Here is an 18,097-nt window from a genome sequence, read left to right as displayed (position 1 = left end):
GCAAATCAGGGGGGTTGGAATCAAGCGCCGGACAATTGATCCTCAACCGGCGCCTGTCTGTCGTTCATCCCTTTCATCAGGATGTTGCCATTGACGTGATAATGAGGCTTGTGCAGGCCGACAATCGCAGAATGATTCTGTCCTGAAAAGACTCGCTCTCTGGTTGTTTCGTTCCTGGACAGGGCTTCATTAATAAAGCTACGGGGATCTCCCTTAATCTTCATCGCCAGCGGATTGAGATTGGCCGTCCCTCTGGTGGTGAATTTTGTGACCGGAAAAACCGCTGTCTCATGGATAAACACGGCATCGGTAATGCCTACGTTGCAGTGCCCCCCAAGACTCAACCTTTCCAGTTTGCTGGTTCCCCTTGCCGTCACTTGTACTTTCTTAAAGCCAGATTCCGAATAGTTGGACATAAAGTAACGCCACACACTGACCTGTTGTTCGATGGTCATTCTGTTCACTCTACAATCGAAAAGGCGGCTCCCTCTGAGCCGCCTTGTTGACTGCCTGCTTATCCCGCGACAGGGCGCAGATTGTAAGCTAATTGTGTTGTTTTTTGTTGCTGAATGTCATGAAATCCAGCAGGGATGCGATTACTGTGACAAGAACCAGCAGACGCGTCAGCGCCACGGAAGAACAGGTCGAGAATAACTTTCCTTTAAGCAAATCAGCTTGATAGCCGTCTGATTTTCTCCCCTGCCTGTTTTTTGAATCAGCGGAATGTCAGCTGCCAGTGATTCAATGTCCCTTCCTCGCCAAAGGGGCTAGCGACCTGCAACTTCCAGACGCCCTGGATTGTTTCGGGTTGAAGCGCTACCGGCCCCGCATAATGAAGATTGGCGCCGACGTCCTGCGAATCAACATCCCTGACCCGCCAGGATTGACCATCCGGACTGACCAGGGTCACCTGAAGATCCCCACGGTGCGGATGCGTGATGTCCAGTCCCAGCTCCGGCGCGCCCCTGCCCTCACCGGCAATATAGAGGCTGCCAGTCACACCGCGGGGGGTGTGGCCGGGAATCGTCATCCGGACCTGGTTGCCAACGATTAACGGCGGGTGCTGCTCTTCCCCATCGTAATCAGCCACCAGGGATAACCCTCTCACCGACCCGTGCTGACCATAAGGCATCACCATGACATGCCATATCCCTGCGCCCGCCTCATCGAACCGGCACTGTAATTTCAGGGTCTTGCAGTCAAAATCATTCACTGTTGGCCGCTGGCCATGACGTACGTACAGTTCGGGCTCATACTCGGTATCAAACGTCTTTGCCAGGCTGACAGTCAGGTTGGTGACCGGCTCAATCAGCTCAAGCGTGAAATACCTCGGTTCACGCGCGGTCACCACGATATCACGCTGCGCTTCTCCTTTACGTAATGTATCCCTGTGACCGGTATAGGCTCCGTATGCGGCGTTGACAGCTTTTTCAGCCTGCAAAATACCAGCACCGCACACACCGACTCTGCACTCGTTTAAATAATAAATCCTGCCTTCGGGGTAAAGGTGAACTGACCCGGTGAGCAGACTGGTCAGTTCATCGGGCGTCAGGGTGGTGTTCACGGACTTCATCAGCGCCAGTACACCGGATACTTCAGCTGCCGCCATACTGGTGCCGGTTCGATAGGCATAGCTATCGATTCCCGGGCGCAAGGTACCGGCATTCGAGGTGGAATAGATGCCGCGCGCCTGCGGCGGAGGGTCATCCTCTCGGGGCACGGATATTTCACCAGCGGGCGCGGACAAATCAACAGCCGTGCCAAAATTGGAATACGATGCCCGAATCAGGGTTGATTCTTGCATAGCAGCAACCGTTATCACCCCGTCACAGGCTGCCGGAATCACCTGACTGGCATCCTGTCCCTGGTTGCCTGCGGCAGTCACGATAATCGCCCCAGTCTCCCGAACCTTTTCGATTGTCTCGGCCAATACTCCCGAGCAGGCACCAACCCCTGCCAGCCCGAGGTTCAGTATGTCTGCCGGCGTGGTGCTGCCGGGTAGATCCGCCACAGGGAGCCCCACTGACCACAGCATGGCGTCTGTCACATCCGAGGTATAGCCGCCACAGGCGCCCAGCACCCGCACCGGCAGTATGCGGCTCTTCCAGCCGATACCGGCAATCCCGTTTCCACGTCCATCGCCCGCCGAGCCAATGATGCCGGCCACATGGGTGCCATGCCAGCTGCTGGTACGGTCTTCCGGCGGAACAGGCCTTCCCTGGAGATCCTCACCGCAGAGGCCTGATCGGGCGTAATCACCGGGATCATAGGCACGGCTGAAATCGTTATCCCGCTTTGACGGGGAATAACGGCTGGCTCCGGCAGACTCCGGGACGACTGGCAGTCCTGGCGGATTGCGGATGAAATCATGGCCAGGCAACAGGTTTGGCACCAGGTCCTGATGAGGCATCACTCCGGTATCAATGACGGCAACAGTCACGCCCTGCCCCTGTGTCATAAACCAGGACAGGTTAATACCACTCTCCCACTCCCAGTTATAATGCCACTGCTGGCTGACCCGAATCGGCAATTGTTCATCGTCTGACCAGGACTGATGCTGCAAGATATAATCCGGTTCAGCGGACAGGATGCCTGGCTGCCGCTCAAGCTCACGGCACAGCGCCTCCGCTTCAGACACCGGTAACCGTTCGGACAGCTGCACAACACTGGCCCCTGCAGCCGTTGTCCGATGGGCGCTGGCTGACGCCAGTAACTGCGCATCCGCACCGGGATACTGTGGTAGCGCCCCGACGCCTCCATCCACCTGGTAAAGGACAGGGCTGGCATATCGCACAATCAACCTGTCGGTTCCGATATTCTGCTGTCGGGCAAACAGTATCACGGGCCAGAGAACCAGGATCCCGAACCTGCATAACCACAACACCTTCCCTACCCGCCCTTTGACTGACAACATGGCTGAAACCTCTTTCTGACAGGTCGTGAAACGTACGACCTAACGCGTCCCCCTTGCCTTTATGACGCAATAAAAATAGGCGATTTCTCCTGACCAGCCCAACAACATGAATGACATTACGACGCAAGGCAGTACAACCACTGCAGAATCACAGCATCCGGCCATAAACTGAATCCAGCGACTGCCGATATTCCCCTTGATAACGATTCTGTATCCAGGAGGTATCAGCTGTATGGACATCCAGCTCACCGACGACGTCTCACTCCGCAGCCTGCTGTATGGCGATGCATCCGGACTGGCCAAACACGGGGACAATCCCAATATCGCGGTCAACCAGCGCGAAAGTTTCCCGGTGCCCTACACCATTGAGCATGCCCGTCACTGGATTCAACACGCCAAGGAGCATGAAGCAGAAAGCCGCTTTGCCATTGCCACCCAAAAAGAGGCTATCGGAGAAATTGGCTTCCTTGTGCAGGGCGATGTGCACCGGAACAGCGCCGAGATAAGCTTCTGGATCAGTGAGGAATACTGGGGACAGGGCATCGTCACCAGGGCGGTTAACAGTGTGGCGGAATATGCGTTCAAAAAGCGTGGCATCAAGCGGCTGTTCGCAGATGTTATTGAATACAACATCGGTTCCCAGAAAGTGCTGGTGAAATGTGGTTTTCAGCTGGAAGGCGTATTGCGTAAAAACATCTGCAAGAATGGCAAATATTACGACCAGTATGTCTATGCACGGTTGGATGAGGACAACTATCCAACGATTCACTAGAAAAGCCTGAACCCCCACTCCACGAACTCTGAATGACGCCAGACCTGATCAGGTCAGGGAAATTCTGCCCAGTGGTTGTACCGTCACTTCTTCCGTCAATTCCTGGTGGGACAGAACCGCCAGTTCATAGACTTCCGCTTCCAGCAGCTTTCTCACATAACGACGGATATCCATGGAAGTAATCAGCACCGGCTTGTTGTCCAGGTGGCCGATACGGCCAATGGTCTGCTTTACCACTTCCACAAAGCGTGCTGTTACCGTTGGATCGAGAGCCAGGTAGGCGCCGGCTGATGTCTGCCGGATACCGCTGCGAATGGTATCTTCCAGATCCTGATCCAGCAGATAGACGGGCAGAATATTCTGTCCATTGCTGTACTTGAAACTGATATAGCGTTTCAGGCTACCCCGGACATACTCCGTCAACTGCACGACTTCTTTTTCCTTATGCCCCCAGACCACCAGCGATTGCAGGATGGTTCGAAGGTTCCGGATGGAAATATCCTCGGAAACCAGTCGCTGGAAGATTTCCGCGATCTTATTGACCGGGATGAGACGCTGCACTTCCTTGATCAATTCGCCAAAGGTATCTTCCATTTTTTCCAGCAGGTAGCGGGTTTCCTGGATTCCAATAAAGTCTTCCGCATATTTCTTGAGGACGAAGGCCAGGTGATGGGTGAGGATCTTCGAATCACTCATGTAATTAACGCCAGCGTTATCCAGCGCGTCTATTTTAGAGTCAGGTACCCAGAGACTATCCAGTAACGGAATAAAAGGTTCACCCATTTCATAGGGAATTTTGAGCATATCCAGATGTTCAGCCTGCTCCCGGGCAAACACAAAGCCCTGCCGGAAATGGCCGTTGGCAACCGGTACTTCGTTGAGCAGAATCTTGTAATGCTCATCCTCGATGGCATCATTGAAGCGAAGGTGAATACCCGGGAAAGGCACGCCCAGATCCATATAAAGTGCCTTCCGGACCTTCAGCAGTTCTTCGTTGAGCTCTGACGTATTGAGGCGATTCTGCAACGACGTCGGCACATCAATAATCAAAGGCAGGGTTTGAGAAAATTCTTCCTGCTTGTCCAGACGCTGCTTTTTGTCAGGCTTGCCATCCGCCGCCGCGGCCATGGCGGGAATACCGCCCTCATCTTCCTGGAGCTCTTCACGGCGCAACTTGCGCAGTTTCATCAATCCGCCACCGCCTACCAGCGCCGCAAGGAACAAAAACGTCAGCGTAGGAAAACCGGGTACCGTGGCAAAACCCAGCAGCAGGCCGCCACCTACCAGCAGCGCCTTGGGTTTGTTCATCAGCTGGCTGCCGATCTCGTTACCCAGATCCGTGGCATCTTCATTGGCCACCCGGGTGACGATAATACCGGCCGTTATCGAGATCAGCAGTGCTGGAATCTGTGCGATCAGTCCGTCCCCGATGGTCAGGATCGAGAATAGCTGCAGGGCTTCACCGGAGGTCATGCCCATCTGGAACACACCGATGCTGACGCCCGCACCGATGTTGATAAAGATAATGATCAGGCCGGCAATGGCGTCACCCTTGACGAACTTCATGGCACCGTCCATGGAGCCGTAAAGCTGGGATTCTTTCTCTACCCTGCCACGACGCGCCTGGGCTTCATCCATATCGATGGAACCGGCACGCATGTCAGCGTCGATACTCATCTGCTTTCCGGGCATACCATCGAGAGAGAAACGGGCGCTGACTTCCGCCACCCGTTCAGACCCCTTGGTGATAACCAGAAACTGGACAATGGTAATAATCAGGAAGATAACCATCCCGACAATGAGGTTCCCCCCGACCACGAAATTACCGAAGGTGTATACAATCTGGCCGGCATCCGCCTGCAGCAGGATCAGACGGGTGGTGGTAATGGACAGCGCCAGTCGGAACAGCGTCGTTACAAGCAAAACCGATGGGAAGGTCGAAAACTCAAGCGGAGACTTCAGGTAAATCGCCGTCATCAACAGGATGGCGGATATGCCCATATTGGTGGCAATCAGCACATCCACCAGCACCGTCGGCACGGGCAGGATAATCAGGACGATAATGGATACCAGCAGAATCGCCAGCATCACATCCTTGCGGGCACCTATACCCTGTAGAATTGAATTGATCCTGAGGCTGCTCATGGTCCCCTGCCGGTCGACTACGGCGGTTAATCGGAAGTTTCGCCTTGCTGGGCTCCGTTCGCAGTTTTATCCAGCCGCAACCTGGCTCTGGCCTCTATCCAGCGGATCTCTTCATCGTCCGCAGCTGAAGGCAGATATTGCAGGTATTTATCGACCATCTGCAGGCATTCTTCAGGCTGGTCCGCCTGCAGGAGGGTGTAGGACAACATACGGTAAACTTCAGGATGATCCGGCGCCAGAACGCGCAATCCCTGGAGCAGCGCCAGGCTGCTTTTATACTGACGGTGACGCATCTTGGTGTAGGCCTGGGTCAACAGCCAGTCGATCTTCGCCTGATCAATCTCTGTCGCCATGCGTTACACCGCTATCAGCACAAGACCGCGCATCTGTGCATCCTGGAAGAGCAGTTCATCCTGTTCGATTTCCGTCAGCATTGCCTTGAGCACAGCCTTGTCATCATCAGGAATATCGCTGTTCAACACATCGCTAATGAATTCTTTTGTCGCCTTCAGGTTGTCCTTATGCTCAGACACATTGTATTGGTGCCTCACCGCATTACGGGCGAAATCTGCGAGCTTTTTATCCTGGTTGTCATAGCCCAGGGCATCACCCACGTTATCGGCGACGGAATAACTGTTGGCAGTGGAAACGGTGGTTTTTCGGGAAGCACCAAGTTCAGGCAGTTCAGACGTATCCGTCAGGTAGCTGATCCCGGTCAGACCGCGGTTGATGTCCAGATTCATTGCCATCCGTAGCGTCGTCCTGCATCCATACAAGAAACGGGCAGTTATGCCTTCTTAAAAGTTTAGAAGCCCCGTGAAAATCCCCGCTGTCCGGAACCGCTGAAATCCAGCCTTTTTGCTATTTGCGATCAACAATCTGGCGGAGAAACCCCATAAGCGATCAACCGTCCCGCCAAATGACAGTTAATTGTGCAGACTGGCTATTCGTTGTATAAACTTGTGATATTGAAGTCGTTTTTTATTGCATAAATGAATCAGTAGTCAAAGCAATAAGACATCTAAGGGGGATACCCTGAAGGTTTCCCAAGGTTATAAAACCGTACTAAAGTTGTCCGATTCTTTTTAACACCTGTCATACGGACATGATCAACGGAATGAGGCCGTATCCTGTGCTCAGACCTTAGCGGCGGGGTTCTGTTGGAGTTTTGGCCAGACTTCAGCAAGGAGGCGTTAAAGCAATGCGAATTGTGACGGCACTGTCACTCGCCGGTTCGATACTCATGTTCAGCCTGTCGCCAGTGAGTCTGGCACAGCAGGGCTATGGGTACGACAACGGTTATTCCTCAGCCAACCACACTCAGAAGCATATCGTCCAGCCAGGGGAATCCCTCTCCCAGATTGCCCAGATGTATGGCTACCCGGTCGCCCTCCTGTCCCATCACAACAGCATCAGTGATCCCGATGAAGTGATGGTCGGCCAGATCATCTACATGCCAGGCAATGAATACCCTGAAGAGTTGCTCCTGCCGGAAGACGCACCGGCGACCGGGAAGGAAGCTGCAGGGGTTCCGATGGATAACCGTTTCTACCAGTCCGAAATCAACCAGAATCAGGCCATTACCTCGCCACCACAGCCCCGGAACAACCCTGCCCCTTATCCGGCCCATCAAACCAATGCAAACCAGGCGAATATAAGTGAGCCGTTTCCCTCGCAACAACCACGGCAAGCCTTTAATACCACCAAACCTTACGCCTATTTCGGTAACGGAGAACCCGTCGCCGATGTGCTACGAAACTTCGCCAGTAATTATGGTATTCCGATTGTACTCAGCGAATTTGTCGAAGGTGTCGTCAATGGCCGTTTCGGGCCACTGACCCCGGTCGAATTCCTCGACAAGATGGCCCACATCAATAACCTGATCTGGTACTTCGACGGCAATACCCTTTACATCTACAACAGCCAGGAAATTGAAAAAGAAATTATCAGCCTGCAATACATGAGTGCCGAGGAATTCCGTCAGACGCTGATTGATATCGGTATCTGGGATAACCGTTTCTACTGGCGCGCCAAACCAGCCGAAGGGATTATTTACCTGTCGGGTCCTCCCCGGTACATGGAACTGGTCACCCAAACTGCGTCACTTCTTGATTCCAAGGCTGGCACCCGGCAAAAGAGCCAGATGACCGTCAAGGTATTTCCCCTGAAGTACGCGTGGGCCGACGACCGAACGTTTAATTTCAGAAGTCAGCAGGTCACGATTCCCGGTGTTGCCAGTATTCTTCGTGAGATTGTACAGGGTGGCGGTATGTCCATGAGTGGCGGTGTCACCCACCAGGCCATGCAGAGTGTGCAGAAAGCGACGCCTGCCGGTGGCGGTGCACAACAATCGTCGGATCCCAACCCGAATGTGAAAGCAGAGAATGTCTATATCAACGCCGATCGTCGTTTGAATGCCGTCATCGTGCATGACCTCACCACCAAAATGGCGATGTACGCCAGCCTGATCAATACACTCGACAAACCGCTTGCCCAGGTTGAAATCAACGTTTCCATTATTGATATCAACACCGATAGCCTGGATCGCCTCGGCGTGAACTGGAAACTGGATCTCAACAGCAGCGGCAGCGATTTTATTGAGTTCAATCCTTTCAGCAGCGATACCAATACCAGTGACACCTTCAGTACGATCATCCAGAACACCAGTGGCCGGCTGTTCACGCAAGTCAATCTCCTTTCATCAGAAGGTAAAGCCAAGGTTCTGGCCCGCCCCTCTGTACTGACGCTGGACAACATGGAAGCCGTATTGGACAACAGTCAGACATTCTATGTGGAAGTGGCCAGCACCGAAGATGCCCAGCTGTTTCCTGTCACCTACGGCTCAGTGCTCAAGGTAACCCCCCGCATCGTGGAAGAAGTCACTGGTCGTAAGATTCATCTCAGTGTGAACATTCAGGATGGCGCACGGGGGGATACCACAGAGAATGTCAAAGAGCTGCCCACCATCAAGAACAGCACCATCAGCACACAGGCGGTCATCGATGAAAATGAGAGTCTGTTGATTGGTGGTTATTATTACGAATCCAATAACCAAAGTGTCAGCAAGGTACCGGTACTGGGCGATATTCCACTTGTCGGCGCTATGTTCCGGTCGAAGTCTGATACTTACGTCAAAACCGTCCGGTTATTTCTTATAACACCGCGTATTGTGAATGTGATGTAACAGTCGATATAAGCTGCATAAAAAAGGGTACTGCAAGTACCCTTTTTTATTGCCTGTGACTTCACACGTGCAAAGAACTACTGCGTCACAGGTTCAACTAACAGCTCAGACCCATTTTTTCGGATGGAGCGAGAAACGGGAATTTTACTGCGCCCCAAGCGCCCCATAAATACCACCCGTTCAGCTTTATCACTGAATAATTGATCAAATCGGTGCTTTACCTTTATGGCATGATTCAAGACATGCTTACTGTCCGTAAACTTTATAGATAAGTTGAGATAGCGATTGAATATGACTGGCGTCTGTTCAGGTTGAAAACCCAAATTCAGCTTTGATGCCGTTAACCAGAAACGTTGCATTGCACGTCCTGCTGACAGGTAGTCATTGTGGTTTTCAGGCACCTTCCCGGCAAGCAAAGCAAAATGCGCTGCGCTATTCTTTGCTGGCAGCCAGTCCAACTGGATACGTGGCAACCAGGTACCGGCCAAAAAGGTATTCATGAAGTTAACTCTTCGCCAACTGGCCATTGTCCACTTGAAGACTGCTGCCGTAAATGGATCGACCCCAACCGCTTTAATGGGAATTTTATTGGGACTTTTAACAGGGTTTTCCCAATCAATGACGTCCCTGTGTGTCGGGTAGGCTTCTTTCATGGTCAGCCGGGTTTTGCCATTGGCAAACAACAACCTTGCCACTTTGTTTTTTTGCGGCTGAGATTCCAGCCATATGACTTCCACCCCCTCAGGTAACGCACGCTCCATCATCGACTTTTCATGCGCAGCCAGTGGTCGCGTACCCATACTGCGTCGTTGAACAGTACGATGCTTAATGTAAGGCGCCAAAGGCGACTCTTTAGCAGTATCATCTGGAATCAGTTTGACATGAAAAACAGGACTGCGCGTTTTATCAGGCCTCAACTGCGCAATGGTTGCCCGATGGGTAAACAGCGTTGCCGCAATTTCTATGGTTTCCAGTAACCCGCCAATGGCCAAGAGCGTCGACCAGCCATTCAGATCATAAACAACCGTATCACCCGTATCGGCGATATGTATGGTGAATGCAGTGTCACCTTTAAGTTCAAACCTCCAGGGCTGGGCGTTATCGCCACTGGGCGCCCAACGCGCGTGATCAATCACTTTTTGCGCAACCGTTTCGGGTTCATCAAACCGTTTTACGGGTATTTTCTGGCTAAGAAATGCTTTTCTACCAAAGTGGATTGCTAATCGCTGTAATGGATTCCGGTTCCCCCATGGACGCCAGGTGACTTTTAATTGATTGGTATAGCCATCCATTTGCAAGCCTCGTGGCGCCGCAATGACATCACCGCGGTTTAACAGGAGTTTCACCACCTGTGAGGCCGCCAGCGCGCCGGCCATTTCGCAACCAATAATGGTTGATGGACCGCGTTTTTCCGACAGATTGATGGTAGTTGGATCCACCAGATAACCGGTATGTAAACGCGCCGGTGCCAGCCCCACCAGAAAGCGCAAATACTGCTCTTGCTCCGAATGGCCTTCAAAACAGAAATAATCCTCAAATGACATATGGCCCGGAAGAAAATTCAACACGGCAGCGCCCATGCCCAAAGGTGCAACCGTTGTCGCAGGAATACCTCGTTCTGCACACCGTTTGAAAAGTGAGCGTCGTATATTCAGCACAAAAAAATCCAGTGCATCGAGATAGCAATCCACATCTTCCAAAAAAGCATCCAGATTGTTTTCGTTGATTCCCTCAGGAAAGAGTTTTATATCGGCATCCGGGTTGATTTTTTTCAGCTGGTCAACCATGACCTGCAATTTACTGCTGCCCAGGGTCGACATATCGGCCCCCACCTGGCGATTCATATTTTCCATTTCAAACGTATCAAAATCTGACAAATGGAATTGACTAATACCAAGGCGAGCCAGGGTTAGAATATGAATACCACCGACACCACCCGCGCCAGCAATCGCCACACGTTTGTATTTTAATAACGCTTGTTCCTCTTGAGTAAACCAGCCAATATTTCTGGAAAATGCACGACCGTAGTCAAAGGAAACATTCATAACCACACCCTTCAGAAAAATTCATTATTATTTTTACACGCAGGCAATTGATGAATTACTCTTCGCATTAACACTGGAAAAATTCACCATACGAATCTTGGACTGTGACATTGACCGTATCAAATTAAAGGTTGCCACCATCGTCTTTGCATCTGAGGTTTTCATATAATAAATTTCCGGGCAAGTACCAGATTGCCAATAACCATCATTCGGTATCTTTTCCGACTTATAGAATGAGGCGGTAGCATTGTGTACAAAATGATACCGGTATTTATTTTCGAGCTTATCAACAAGTCGTCTTCGTTGTATGGTTGAAACCAGCGATATTCCCCTATCCATAGCAGCCATAAGCGCAAACGATATAATGCCCGCAATAATATATTCACGATCCTCACCCCTGACCTCCGAATCAACCGATAAACCCGTCAATTCGCAGAGCGTATCAGACGCAGAAAAACCGGCATTGAGCCAATGCTCCGGATAATAAAAATATTCACTGGGTAACCGTGTCTGTGGTTTCCTGATAACAACATTCACATTACCAATCGTAGCGCCATCACTATTGAGAGCAACAACCCCAAGATCAACATCATCATTAAATTGCGATGTTCCCCAGGTATCTGAATAGACCTTACGGACTAGCCCTCTACCCTGATCAAAGATATCATTACCCTTTTCACAGATATAAAACACATATCCTTCCAAGGCATCACTTTTCATTGGCATGCTATTTTACTCCCTGTTTAAAACGACAACGGGTTACATAGAACAACCCTGAAAAAGAGAGTATCGGGACGAGGAATATATTTTAATCGCCGGGGTAATAAAAATTTAAATCACCCGGCGATTACAAACAGAAAGAAAAAACAATAAGAGAAAAACAACACAGGTGTGAATACGCAAAGATCAGAGATCAGCTTCAGAACGTTTAATAGCGCCCATAGTTTCTGCCGAAATACTTTCAAACCGTCGTTTCAGGGCTTCAAGTTGAATATCAATACTGGCATCCACCACACCAATCTGACTTTCCAAAATACAACTGCCTGAATCCAGTCGTGGATCAGACACCGGATTAATGAAACCTACGCCTTTATAATCCGCGAGAATCTCGGCAATGCGCTCTTTGACAAACGTATAATGCCCCGGCGGAATGCGAACACTAACCTGCCGTTCATTTCTGACATGCTGAAGCGCACTGCGTATCAACCCAACCGTCAACTCCCGATCATCAAAACCGTCAATGATCTTCTTGACCGCATTCATCAGGATATCCGCCATTTCACCTTCGACTTCCGCCAGGTAGTTGATGCTGCGACCCACCATTTTCAGCATTTGTTCAGACTGCTCGATCTTGCTTTCCATAATGCCTTCATCAAAACCGCGCAGTTTTTCCTGTTCGAAGGTTTTTCGGGCCTGCTCAATGATGGAATCAGCCCTTTCCCTGGCAATATCCAGCATGGATGCCAACTGGGCAATGGTCTGGTATTCCGCTGCCTTGAGTACCTTGGTTCCCGGCGGCAACTGAATCGCATTGTGGTTAATGCCAACGACACGAATAGTCATCCTGAAAACTCTTTCATCAGTTTTTTCAACATGATGCCGCCCTGGCGGATCACCTCATCACTGCTTTGCATGGCAGATGCCGAATAAAAATATTCCTTACTCGCCACGGGAAACTTGAATAACAAACGACGTTTAAAACATTCCGGTTCTTTCTTCAGCACGGTGCCCAGAAGTTTTACGCCGGAACGGAACAGGTGTTTTTTCATTTCATCCGGATTATTCCAGTCAATCTGGAAATCGCAGGGAAAGTTTTCCGGCAAGGCGCCTGCGATGTAGGGCGCTTTCTTGATCGCAAACATAAAGGCATCCGCACCGATACAGGCCTCTATGGCGCTACGCTCCTGTCGTTTGACAATCCCTCGCAGCATGGCTGAATTTAACGACAATCCGGCATGGTAAACGGTTTGGGCCAACTGGGGACGTTCCAGCAGTGCAATTCGCTTCACTTCATTTTCAAAGTTGAAGTCCACATCATCGGCCAGGTTGAACGTGCGAAGGATAAACTTCGACATCCAGGGCTGAGCAACAGGATTACCCAATATGGCAGCCGCTACATCACCATGGTCAAGCGGTTGCAACCAGCTGGCATCGATATACGTCGCCGGGGCGTAATTGAAATCCAGTAACTGCACCAGCTGCTGCATGCCCATGACAGGTTAGGGTTCCCGATCCAGCTCAACGGGCGTCATGAAGCTCCCATCATCTTCATCGCCGCCCTGACGTTTGCGCTGCATTTTTTGCCAGATGATCCAGCCGCAGAAGGCAGAAACCCCCACCAGCAATATCAAGAGGCTGCCCAGCAACAGGTAGAGACGAGACTTGCTTTCCGGGCTGACCCGAATGGAAAGAAACGTCGATAATTCCGGACTGACGACTTCCGTCGGTTTCCCCTCGATACGTGCGGACGGGAACAGTGACACCGTGATTTTATCCAGGCTCAGTCCTTCGATACTGTTTGCAACCAGTGTTTTGACCTTGGGCACAAATCCACCCAGTTCAAGCTCCGGGGTGTATTTGATAAATACCGAGGCAGACGACGGGAAAGCATCCTCAGGCATACCAGCGGAATCCTGGGGCAAGACGACATGCACCCGGGCTGTCAGTACGCCATCAATCATCGACAACGTGGCGGCCAGTTCCTGTGACATGGCATAGGTATAACGGGCGCGCTCCTCGGTAGGCGACGAGATCAGACCATCTTTGGGGAAAATATCTCTGACAGACGAGAATCGATCCTTCGGGAAGCCATTGTTCCGAAGCATCCGGATGGCCCGGGAGACCTGGTCCTGCCCCACATAGAGCGTCAGGTTCTTATCCTTATCCAATTCCTTGCGGGCGTTGATACCGCCTTCCAGCAGGATGGCCAGCATGTCATTGCCTTCCCGCTCGGTCAGCCCCGTATACAGTTTCACCTCACATCCCGACAACAGCAGTATAAATGCCAGGCAGGCTAGTATTCTGGATTTTTGCACCGCTCTGTACCTGTAAAAGCGTCCTTGTTTTTACCGGTCGCCCTGCTGGTTTACTGCTGTTTCATCAGGGTATCGATATTCTGGGTGGCTTTACCCACAATCTTGGCGATCAGGTCTTCTGTCATGGTCAGGTTGGTGATCGCCCGCTGGGAATTGATCATATCCTTCATGGACATAAACCCTTCGCCGCCCAGCATTTTATTAATATCACTGTGCCGTGTTTCGATATTGTCCTTCATGCCCATGAAAGCATTAAGGATCTTGTCGCCGGCATTGGCAGGCGCTTCCTTGAAAACAACCGGTTCACCTGCCACATTCGTTTCACTTTCACTCTTGATACCGCCTTCATTCATCAAGGCATCGAATTGCGCAGTATCCTCAGAATCCGCCTGTTCCTGGAGTTTCTCAAGATCCTGTTCGTCGGACTTCTGTAAGCCTTTCTCAGTAACGCCGCCAACGCCATTAATATTATTGGTTGCCATAACCACTGCCTCGACTTTTAATGGCTACTGTTACTAGGAAAGTTTAGTCAATAAGACTTACGTCCAGAAAAAATATCCGACTCACTGCCTGATTCGAAATAAAAAAACGACGATAATCGCATTCAACCCTGAATACGATCATGCATCTGAACAAGATGCTGCAAAACGGCCTCTACTTCGGGTCCCGTGACCTGTTCCTGCGCCAGATAAGCCAGCAGAATCATCTGATTGCCATCCTTGATCGCCATCTGGGTGTCATATTTCCGGCTGTTTTTGTAATGACAGAGTTGAAAGGCGCTGGCGGCCTTCTCGGCCGCATCATACTCCGGGACTTCCCTGGCAAGACACAGATAAAGACCCAGATCGTCGTATTCAATGAAAAACTGTCCGGCAGCGTCAAAGGCAAAACAGACGGCATCGCCATTATCTGGCAGATCCAGGTTATCCACATCCATGGTGCGGGCAAAATCTGCGACAGCACTGGCCACAATATCCTTCATGACGCCTCCTGGTCAGAAATCAAAATCCAGATCATCATCGTCGTCTTCATCATCATCATCGTAATCATCACCAATCTCTTCGGCTTCTTCCTGTTCGATCAGGTCGTCCAAAGCTTCCTGGACGGCTTCAAGCACATTTTCGCGGTGATCACTTTCCTTGAAATATTGATCCGGAATCTTTCGGTAGGCTTCCAGCACCTGGTTGAGCACATAGATACGAATGGCAAGCAGATCTTCCGGTACGCCCATTTTTTCAGGAATCACTTCCGTATCAGCCACAGACACCCAACGCTGATCCAGCAACTTCAGCACTTCCTGGGCTATTACACCTTCCTTCAGCTGTGGCCTGGGCAGTGTGTCAGATTCCTTCAGGAATTTATCAACAACCTGCTCTTCATCCTGAAACCTGCGGATAAAGGTGTTTAAGCCAAACAGGACTTCCAGCCGTTTTCTGATATGTATTAACTGTGTGGCATCCATGGCTGGTTAGCAGATCTCCTTTCGTAGAAATAACTGCAATAGCAGTCCAGGTATCAACAATTTGCTTTTAACCTTTTCGGGCTGAGCGTCCCGAAGAGTCCTTGTCTTTATCCGGCTGTAGCAGATTCAGCCGTTTCTCGATCAATGTCTGAACGGTTGACAGGTGCGGAGTATTAGGTGACACCTGCTTGATTTTATCCTGCAACTGCAGCAACTCACCCTTGTCAGACATTCTGTGAATAACGGATAACGCACCATCGGTATTTCCTGAAAGATAGAGTTTTTCAGCAGCCTGAGCGGTCGCTTTACCGGAATCACTACTCGATGCTGCGGCCCCTGCCCCCTCCATCATGGCCATTTCAACCACCAGCCCGGAGCGAAGCCAGTCGATACCGGCCAGCACTGTCTCATAAAAGCCACCGGACGTTTTCATTTCTTCATGAATGTAGGACATGGCTTCCGCCAAAGTCGTGAAATCGGCCACACGGCTCATCGAGCCCTGTAAACCATTACGCATTTCAGAGAAGGTGACCGACTGTCCGTTATGATCGATGACGGGCGTATTGGCCAGATGATTAGCCAACGCTTCACTGTCCGACTCCCGGAGAGTTTCGATGATCAATCCCAGGGCTTCGTACTGATCCTGCCCTGACATTCCGCCAAGTGCCCGCTTGATGGCACTTTCGTTAAGTTCACCGCTCTCATGCAGGGTCTGAAGTTGCTTCAGCAACGCACCCAGCTGTTCCGGATCCAGATGTGACTGTCCGGTTTCCTGAACCTTTTTGAGGGCTTGCAGCTTTTTATGGAGTGTTTCAAGGAAGTCGTCGCCAGTGTCTTCCGTTTTCTTCGACGTCGCCATCAGTTTTTTCAGGTTTGCCCCACCTTCCAGGGCATCCTGAATATCACTGGCATCCACAAAAAGACTTGGGTTAAGAAGCACTTTTCCGCTGCCCAACTGGGAATGGCTGAAGGGGCTGACCGGACGGCCTGCCCCTGCTTTATCAGAACCATCCAGGCCCGCCGTATTGACCGAACCACTGTTCAGCGCATCGATAGACATGTCGCGTATCCATTCCGCTATCGGTGATCAGATATTCCCACTGATCTTTAACTGTGCCTGCAGGAACGAGTTCCAGACCTGCATAAAGGTGTCCCGGGCCTTGCTGGTCAGTTCCTTCGCGACTTCCATCTGATCCTGCTCGGTCTGTTTGGTGAACCGGGCCTGTTCTTCCTCGGCGCGCAACAGGGTGATTTCTGACTCCGTGATACCGGCCTGGTAACGGGCCACGGAAGCGCCCGCTTCGCCCAATCCATCAAACAGTCCGGAAATACCGCGATAACGTGTGGATATCGCTTCTGCCATACCACCATCACCCCGTCGCGCCGCTGCCATGGCCTTCGTCGCACCACCCATCTGGATCAAGCCGGACGCCACCTTGGTTGACGCACTGACCATACCCGCGACAAACTGCTGCATGGCGGCCTTACGTTGCTTTTCAGCCTGCATCTGGATCTTTTCGACCACCATTTCCTGGGACGCATTGCGACCTTCCCGGTGCATTCTGCGCATCGCCACGCCCATCTCATGGAACAGGGACATGATCTGGAAAAAATCGGTCATGATCCGGGTTTCATGCAGGTCAAATTCCACGGCCTTGCCATCAATGGTGGCTCGGAACGTATCCTTCGGACCAAAGCTGTATTCCACTTTGCGACCATCCATATTGATCGCCATCTTGCCATTGGTGAAATCCGTTGAGACGGATGTCTTCTTATCGATATTGGCGCTGAAACCCTGGTCCGTGGTCTTCAGGTTGATTTCTTTCGCACTGGGCGGGGTAAAGGGGTCTAACTGCTTCATGAGACGATCCAGGTGCGCTCGCTTGGATGCATCAAAGGTAAAGCCATCCTCCAGGCTTTGTTGAATATTTTTTAACAACTCCGCCGCTTCCCCAACCTCCAGCTGACCATTCGCCAATGCCTGCTGGAATCGCGCAATCGCATTTTTGGTTTGCTGAAAGGCTTCAGGACTGGCGGACTTGACCGTATTGAGTTCCCGCTCAATATTGCGCAGCTGGTTCGCCAGGTCCCTGGCCTGCTCAGGCGTCGTATTTTTCAAACGGACTTCCCGGGCCAACACATTCTGCCGACGCACGCGCCCCCCTTTATGGCCAATCAGGACACCTCCTTCACCATCATCCCCACCGGCCTCCATCTCTTCCGCCAAAGCCGCCATCACGCCTGCCAGCTGTTCAGCTTCCAGCTGCATCGCGACGCTGTTGAACACCGTCATGGTATTCTGGTAAGTCTTCATGGAAGGTTCAGCGGAAGGACTCTGCAACAACGGCTTGGGAAGTCCCGTTGACACCTTGGCCTGGGAAGTGACAGGCTCGCCAAACTGCAGGTTATCGCCTTTCAGGTTGCCAGAAGTCACCGATTTGCCTGCCTGCAGATTCTCAAGATCAACCGGTGCTTTTTCGGGAGGGATTCCCCCCTGCCCTGGTGTGACGCCGTCAATACTACTCATCCCTGAACTCCTT

Annotated in this window: 17 protein-coding genes; 2 read left to right on the top strand and 15 right to left on the bottom strand. The window is 51.4% G+C overall.

Going from position 1 to position 18,097, the window contains the following annotated elements:
* Positions 1–20: 20 nt before the first annotated feature.
* Both AC27K1_RS08275 and AC27K1_RS08270 read right to left on the bottom strand, forming a co-directional pair.
* Positions 21–455, bottom strand: a complete 435-nt coding sequence (locus AC27K1_RS08275; RefSeq protein WP_487149734.1) for a hypothetical protein — start codon at positions 453–455, stop codon at positions 21–23.
* 260 nt (positions 456–715) lie between these two features.
* Positions 716–2,914, bottom strand: coding sequence for a S8 family serine peptidase (locus AC27K1_RS08270; protein WP_487149733.1), 2,199 nt, complete (start codon positions 2,912–2,914; stop codon positions 716–718).
* 232 nt (positions 2,915–3,146) lie between these two features.
* Between AC27K1_RS08270 and AC27K1_RS08265 the strand changes: the two genes are divergently transcribed.
* The gene (locus AC27K1_RS08265) at positions 3,147–3,686 is read left to right on the top strand and encodes a GNAT family N-acetyltransferase (RefSeq protein ID WP_487149732.1); all 540 of its coding nucleotides are present in this window, start codon (positions 3,147–3,149) and stop codon (positions 3,684–3,686) included.
* A gap of 48 nt (positions 3,687–3,734) precedes the next feature.
* On the opposite strand, the gene sctV is transcribed toward AC27K1_RS08265, so the two are convergent.
* From sctV to AC27K1_RS08250, 3 genes are read right to left on the bottom strand one after another with little or no spacing between them, the layout of a single operon-like run.
* A complete protein-coding gene (sctV, locus tag AC27K1_RS08260) occupies positions 3,735–5,831 on the bottom strand; it encodes a type III secretion system export apparatus subunit SctV (protein ID WP_487149731.1) in 2,097 nt (698 codons plus the stop codon).
* A 26-nt stretch (positions 5,832–5,857) separates the two neighbouring features.
* A complete protein-coding gene (locus AC27K1_RS08255; protein ID WP_487149729.1) occupies positions 5,858–6,184 on the bottom strand; it encodes a hypothetical protein in 327 nt (108 codons plus the stop codon).
* 3 nt (positions 6,185–6,187) lie between these two features.
* Complete coding sequence (locus AC27K1_RS08250) at positions 6,188–6,580, bottom strand: hypothetical protein (RefSeq protein ID WP_487149728.1); 393 nt, start codon at positions 6,578–6,580, stop codon at positions 6,188–6,190.
* A 452-nt stretch (positions 6,581–7,032) separates the two neighbouring features.
* Here AC27K1_RS08250 and sctC point away from each other — a divergent pair, with 452 nt between their 5' ends.
* Positions 7,033–9,015: a type III secretion system outer membrane ring subunit SctC gene (gene sctC / locus AC27K1_RS08245; protein WP_487149726.1), complete on the top strand. Its 1,983-nt coding sequence runs from the start codon at positions 7,033–7,035 to the stop codon at positions 9,013–9,015.
* Between the two features lie 77 nt (positions 9,016–9,092).
* Here the strand turns inward: sctC and AC27K1_RS08240 are convergent, their stop codons facing one another.
* The 10 genes from AC27K1_RS08240 to AC27K1_RS08195 all read right to left on the bottom strand — a co-directional run bounded on the left by AC27K1_RS08240 (position 9,093) and on the right by AC27K1_RS08195 (position 18,084).
* Positions 9,093–11,060 (bottom strand): ThiF family adenylyltransferase, encoded by a 1,968-nt coding sequence (locus AC27K1_RS08240; protein WP_487149725.1) that lies wholly within the window; start codon positions 11,058–11,060, stop codon positions 9,093–9,095.
* Positions 11,061–11,093: 33 nt separating this feature from the next.
* A complete protein-coding gene (locus tag AC27K1_RS08235) occupies positions 11,094–11,786 on the bottom strand; it encodes a hypothetical protein (RefSeq protein WP_487149724.1) in 693 nt (230 codons plus the stop codon).
* A gap of 180 nt (positions 11,787–11,966) precedes the next feature.
* Positions 11,967–12,623: an HrpE/YscL family type III secretion apparatus protein gene (locus AC27K1_RS08230; RefSeq protein ID WP_487149723.1), complete on the bottom strand. Its 657-nt coding sequence runs from the start codon at positions 12,621–12,623 to the stop codon at positions 11,967–11,969.
* Positions 12,620–13,273, bottom strand: a complete 654-nt coding sequence (locus tag AC27K1_RS08225) for a SctK family type III secretion system sorting platform protein (RefSeq protein ID WP_487149721.1) — start codon at positions 13,271–13,273, stop codon at positions 12,620–12,622. Before AC27K1_RS08225 ends, AC27K1_RS08230 begins: the two co-directional genes overlap by 4 nt.
* A gap of 6 nt (positions 13,274–13,279) precedes the next feature.
* Positions 13,280–14,095: a type III secretion system inner membrane ring lipoprotein SctJ gene (sctJ, locus tag AC27K1_RS08220; protein WP_487149720.1), complete on the bottom strand. Its 816-nt coding sequence runs from the start codon at positions 14,093–14,095 to the stop codon at positions 13,280–13,282.
* Between the two features lie 50 nt (positions 14,096–14,145).
* Positions 14,146–14,577: a type III secretion system inner rod subunit SctI gene (gene sctI, locus AC27K1_RS08215; RefSeq protein ID WP_487149718.1), complete on the bottom strand. Its 432-nt coding sequence runs from the start codon at positions 14,575–14,577 to the stop codon at positions 14,146–14,148.
* Between the two features lie 122 nt (positions 14,578–14,699).
* A complete protein-coding gene (locus tag AC27K1_RS08210) occupies positions 14,700–15,077 on the bottom strand; it encodes a hypothetical protein (RefSeq protein WP_487149716.1) in 378 nt (125 codons plus the stop codon).
* Between the two features lie 12 nt (positions 15,078–15,089).
* On the bottom strand, positions 15,090–15,557 hold the full coding sequence (locus AC27K1_RS08205) for a TyeA family type III secretion system gatekeeper subunit (RefSeq protein WP_487149715.1): 468 nt from the start codon (positions 15,555–15,557) through the stop codon (positions 15,090–15,092).
* Positions 15,558–15,624: 67 nt separating this feature from the next.
* On the bottom strand, positions 15,625–16,617 hold the full coding sequence (locus AC27K1_RS08200; RefSeq protein ID WP_487149713.1) for a hypothetical protein: 993 nt from the start codon (positions 16,615–16,617) through the stop codon (positions 15,625–15,627).
* A 27-nt stretch (positions 16,618–16,644) separates the two neighbouring features.
* On the bottom strand, positions 16,645–18,084 hold the full coding sequence (locus AC27K1_RS08195) for a hypothetical protein (RefSeq protein ID WP_487149711.1): 1,440 nt from the start codon (positions 18,082–18,084) through the stop codon (positions 16,645–16,647).
* Positions 18,085–18,097 lie beyond the last annotated feature (13 nt).

Source organism: Kistimonas ophiarachnellae (genome assembly GCF_057552235.1).
Note: the sequence above shows the minus strand (reverse complement) of the source record. Positions and strands in the feature narration are given on the sequence as shown.

Bases quoted from the DNA above. Each gene is read 5' to 3' on its own strand.
- AC27K1_RS08275 (WP_487149734.1), bottom strand. From the start codon at position 455: ATGACCATCGAACAACAGGTCAGTGTGTGGCGTTACTTTATGTCCAAC.
- AC27K1_RS08270 (WP_487149733.1), bottom strand. From the start codon at position 2,914: ATGTTGTCAGTCAAAGGGCGGGTAGGGAAGGTGTTGTGGTTATGCAGG.
- AC27K1_RS08265 (WP_487149732.1), top strand. From the start codon at position 3,147: ATGGACATCCAGCTCACCGACGACGTCTCACTCCGCAGCCTGCTGTAT.
- sctV (WP_487149731.1), bottom strand. From the start codon at position 5,831: ATGAGCAGCCTCAGGATCAATTCAATTCTACAGGGTATAGGTGCCCGC.
- AC27K1_RS08255 (WP_487149729.1), bottom strand. From the start codon at position 6,184: ATGGCGACAGAGATTGATCAGGCGAAGATCGACTGGCTGTTGACCCAG.
- AC27K1_RS08250 (WP_487149728.1), bottom strand. From the start codon at position 6,580: ATGGCAATGAATCTGGACATCAACCGCGGTCTGACCGGGATCAGCTAC.
- sctC (WP_487149726.1), top strand. From the start codon at position 7,033: ATGCGAATTGTGACGGCACTGTCACTCGCCGGTTCGATACTCATGTTC.
- AC27K1_RS08240 (WP_487149725.1), bottom strand. From the start codon at position 11,060: ATGAATGTTTCCTTTGACTACGGTCGTGCATTTTCCAGAAATATTGGC.
- AC27K1_RS08235 (WP_487149724.1), bottom strand. From the start codon at position 11,786: ATGCCAATGAAAAGTGATGCCTTGGAAGGATATGTGTTTTATATCTGT.
- AC27K1_RS08230 (WP_487149723.1), bottom strand. From the start codon at position 12,623: ATGACTATTCGTGTCGTTGGCATTAACCACAATGCGATTCAGTTGCCG.
- AC27K1_RS08225 (WP_487149721.1), bottom strand. From the start codon at position 13,273: ATGGGCATGCAGCAGCTGGTGCAGTTACTGGATTTCAATTACGCCCCG.
- sctI (WP_487149718.1), bottom strand. From the start codon at position 14,577: ATGGCAACCAATAATATTAATGGCGTTGGCGGCGTTACTGAGAAAGGC.
- AC27K1_RS08210 (WP_487149716.1), bottom strand. From the start codon at position 15,077: ATGAAGGATATTGTGGCCAGTGCTGTCGCAGATTTTGCCCGCACCATG.
- AC27K1_RS08205 (WP_487149715.1), bottom strand. From the start codon at position 15,557: ATGGATGCCACACAGTTAATACATATCAGAAAACGGCTGGAAGTCCTG.
- AC27K1_RS08200 (WP_487149713.1), bottom strand. From the start codon at position 16,617: ATGTCTATCGATGCGCTGAACAGTGGTTCGGTCAATACGGCGGGCCTG.
- AC27K1_RS08195 (WP_487149711.1), bottom strand. From the start codon at position 18,084: ATGAGTAGTATTGACGGCGTCACACCAGGGCAGGGGGGAATCCCTCCC.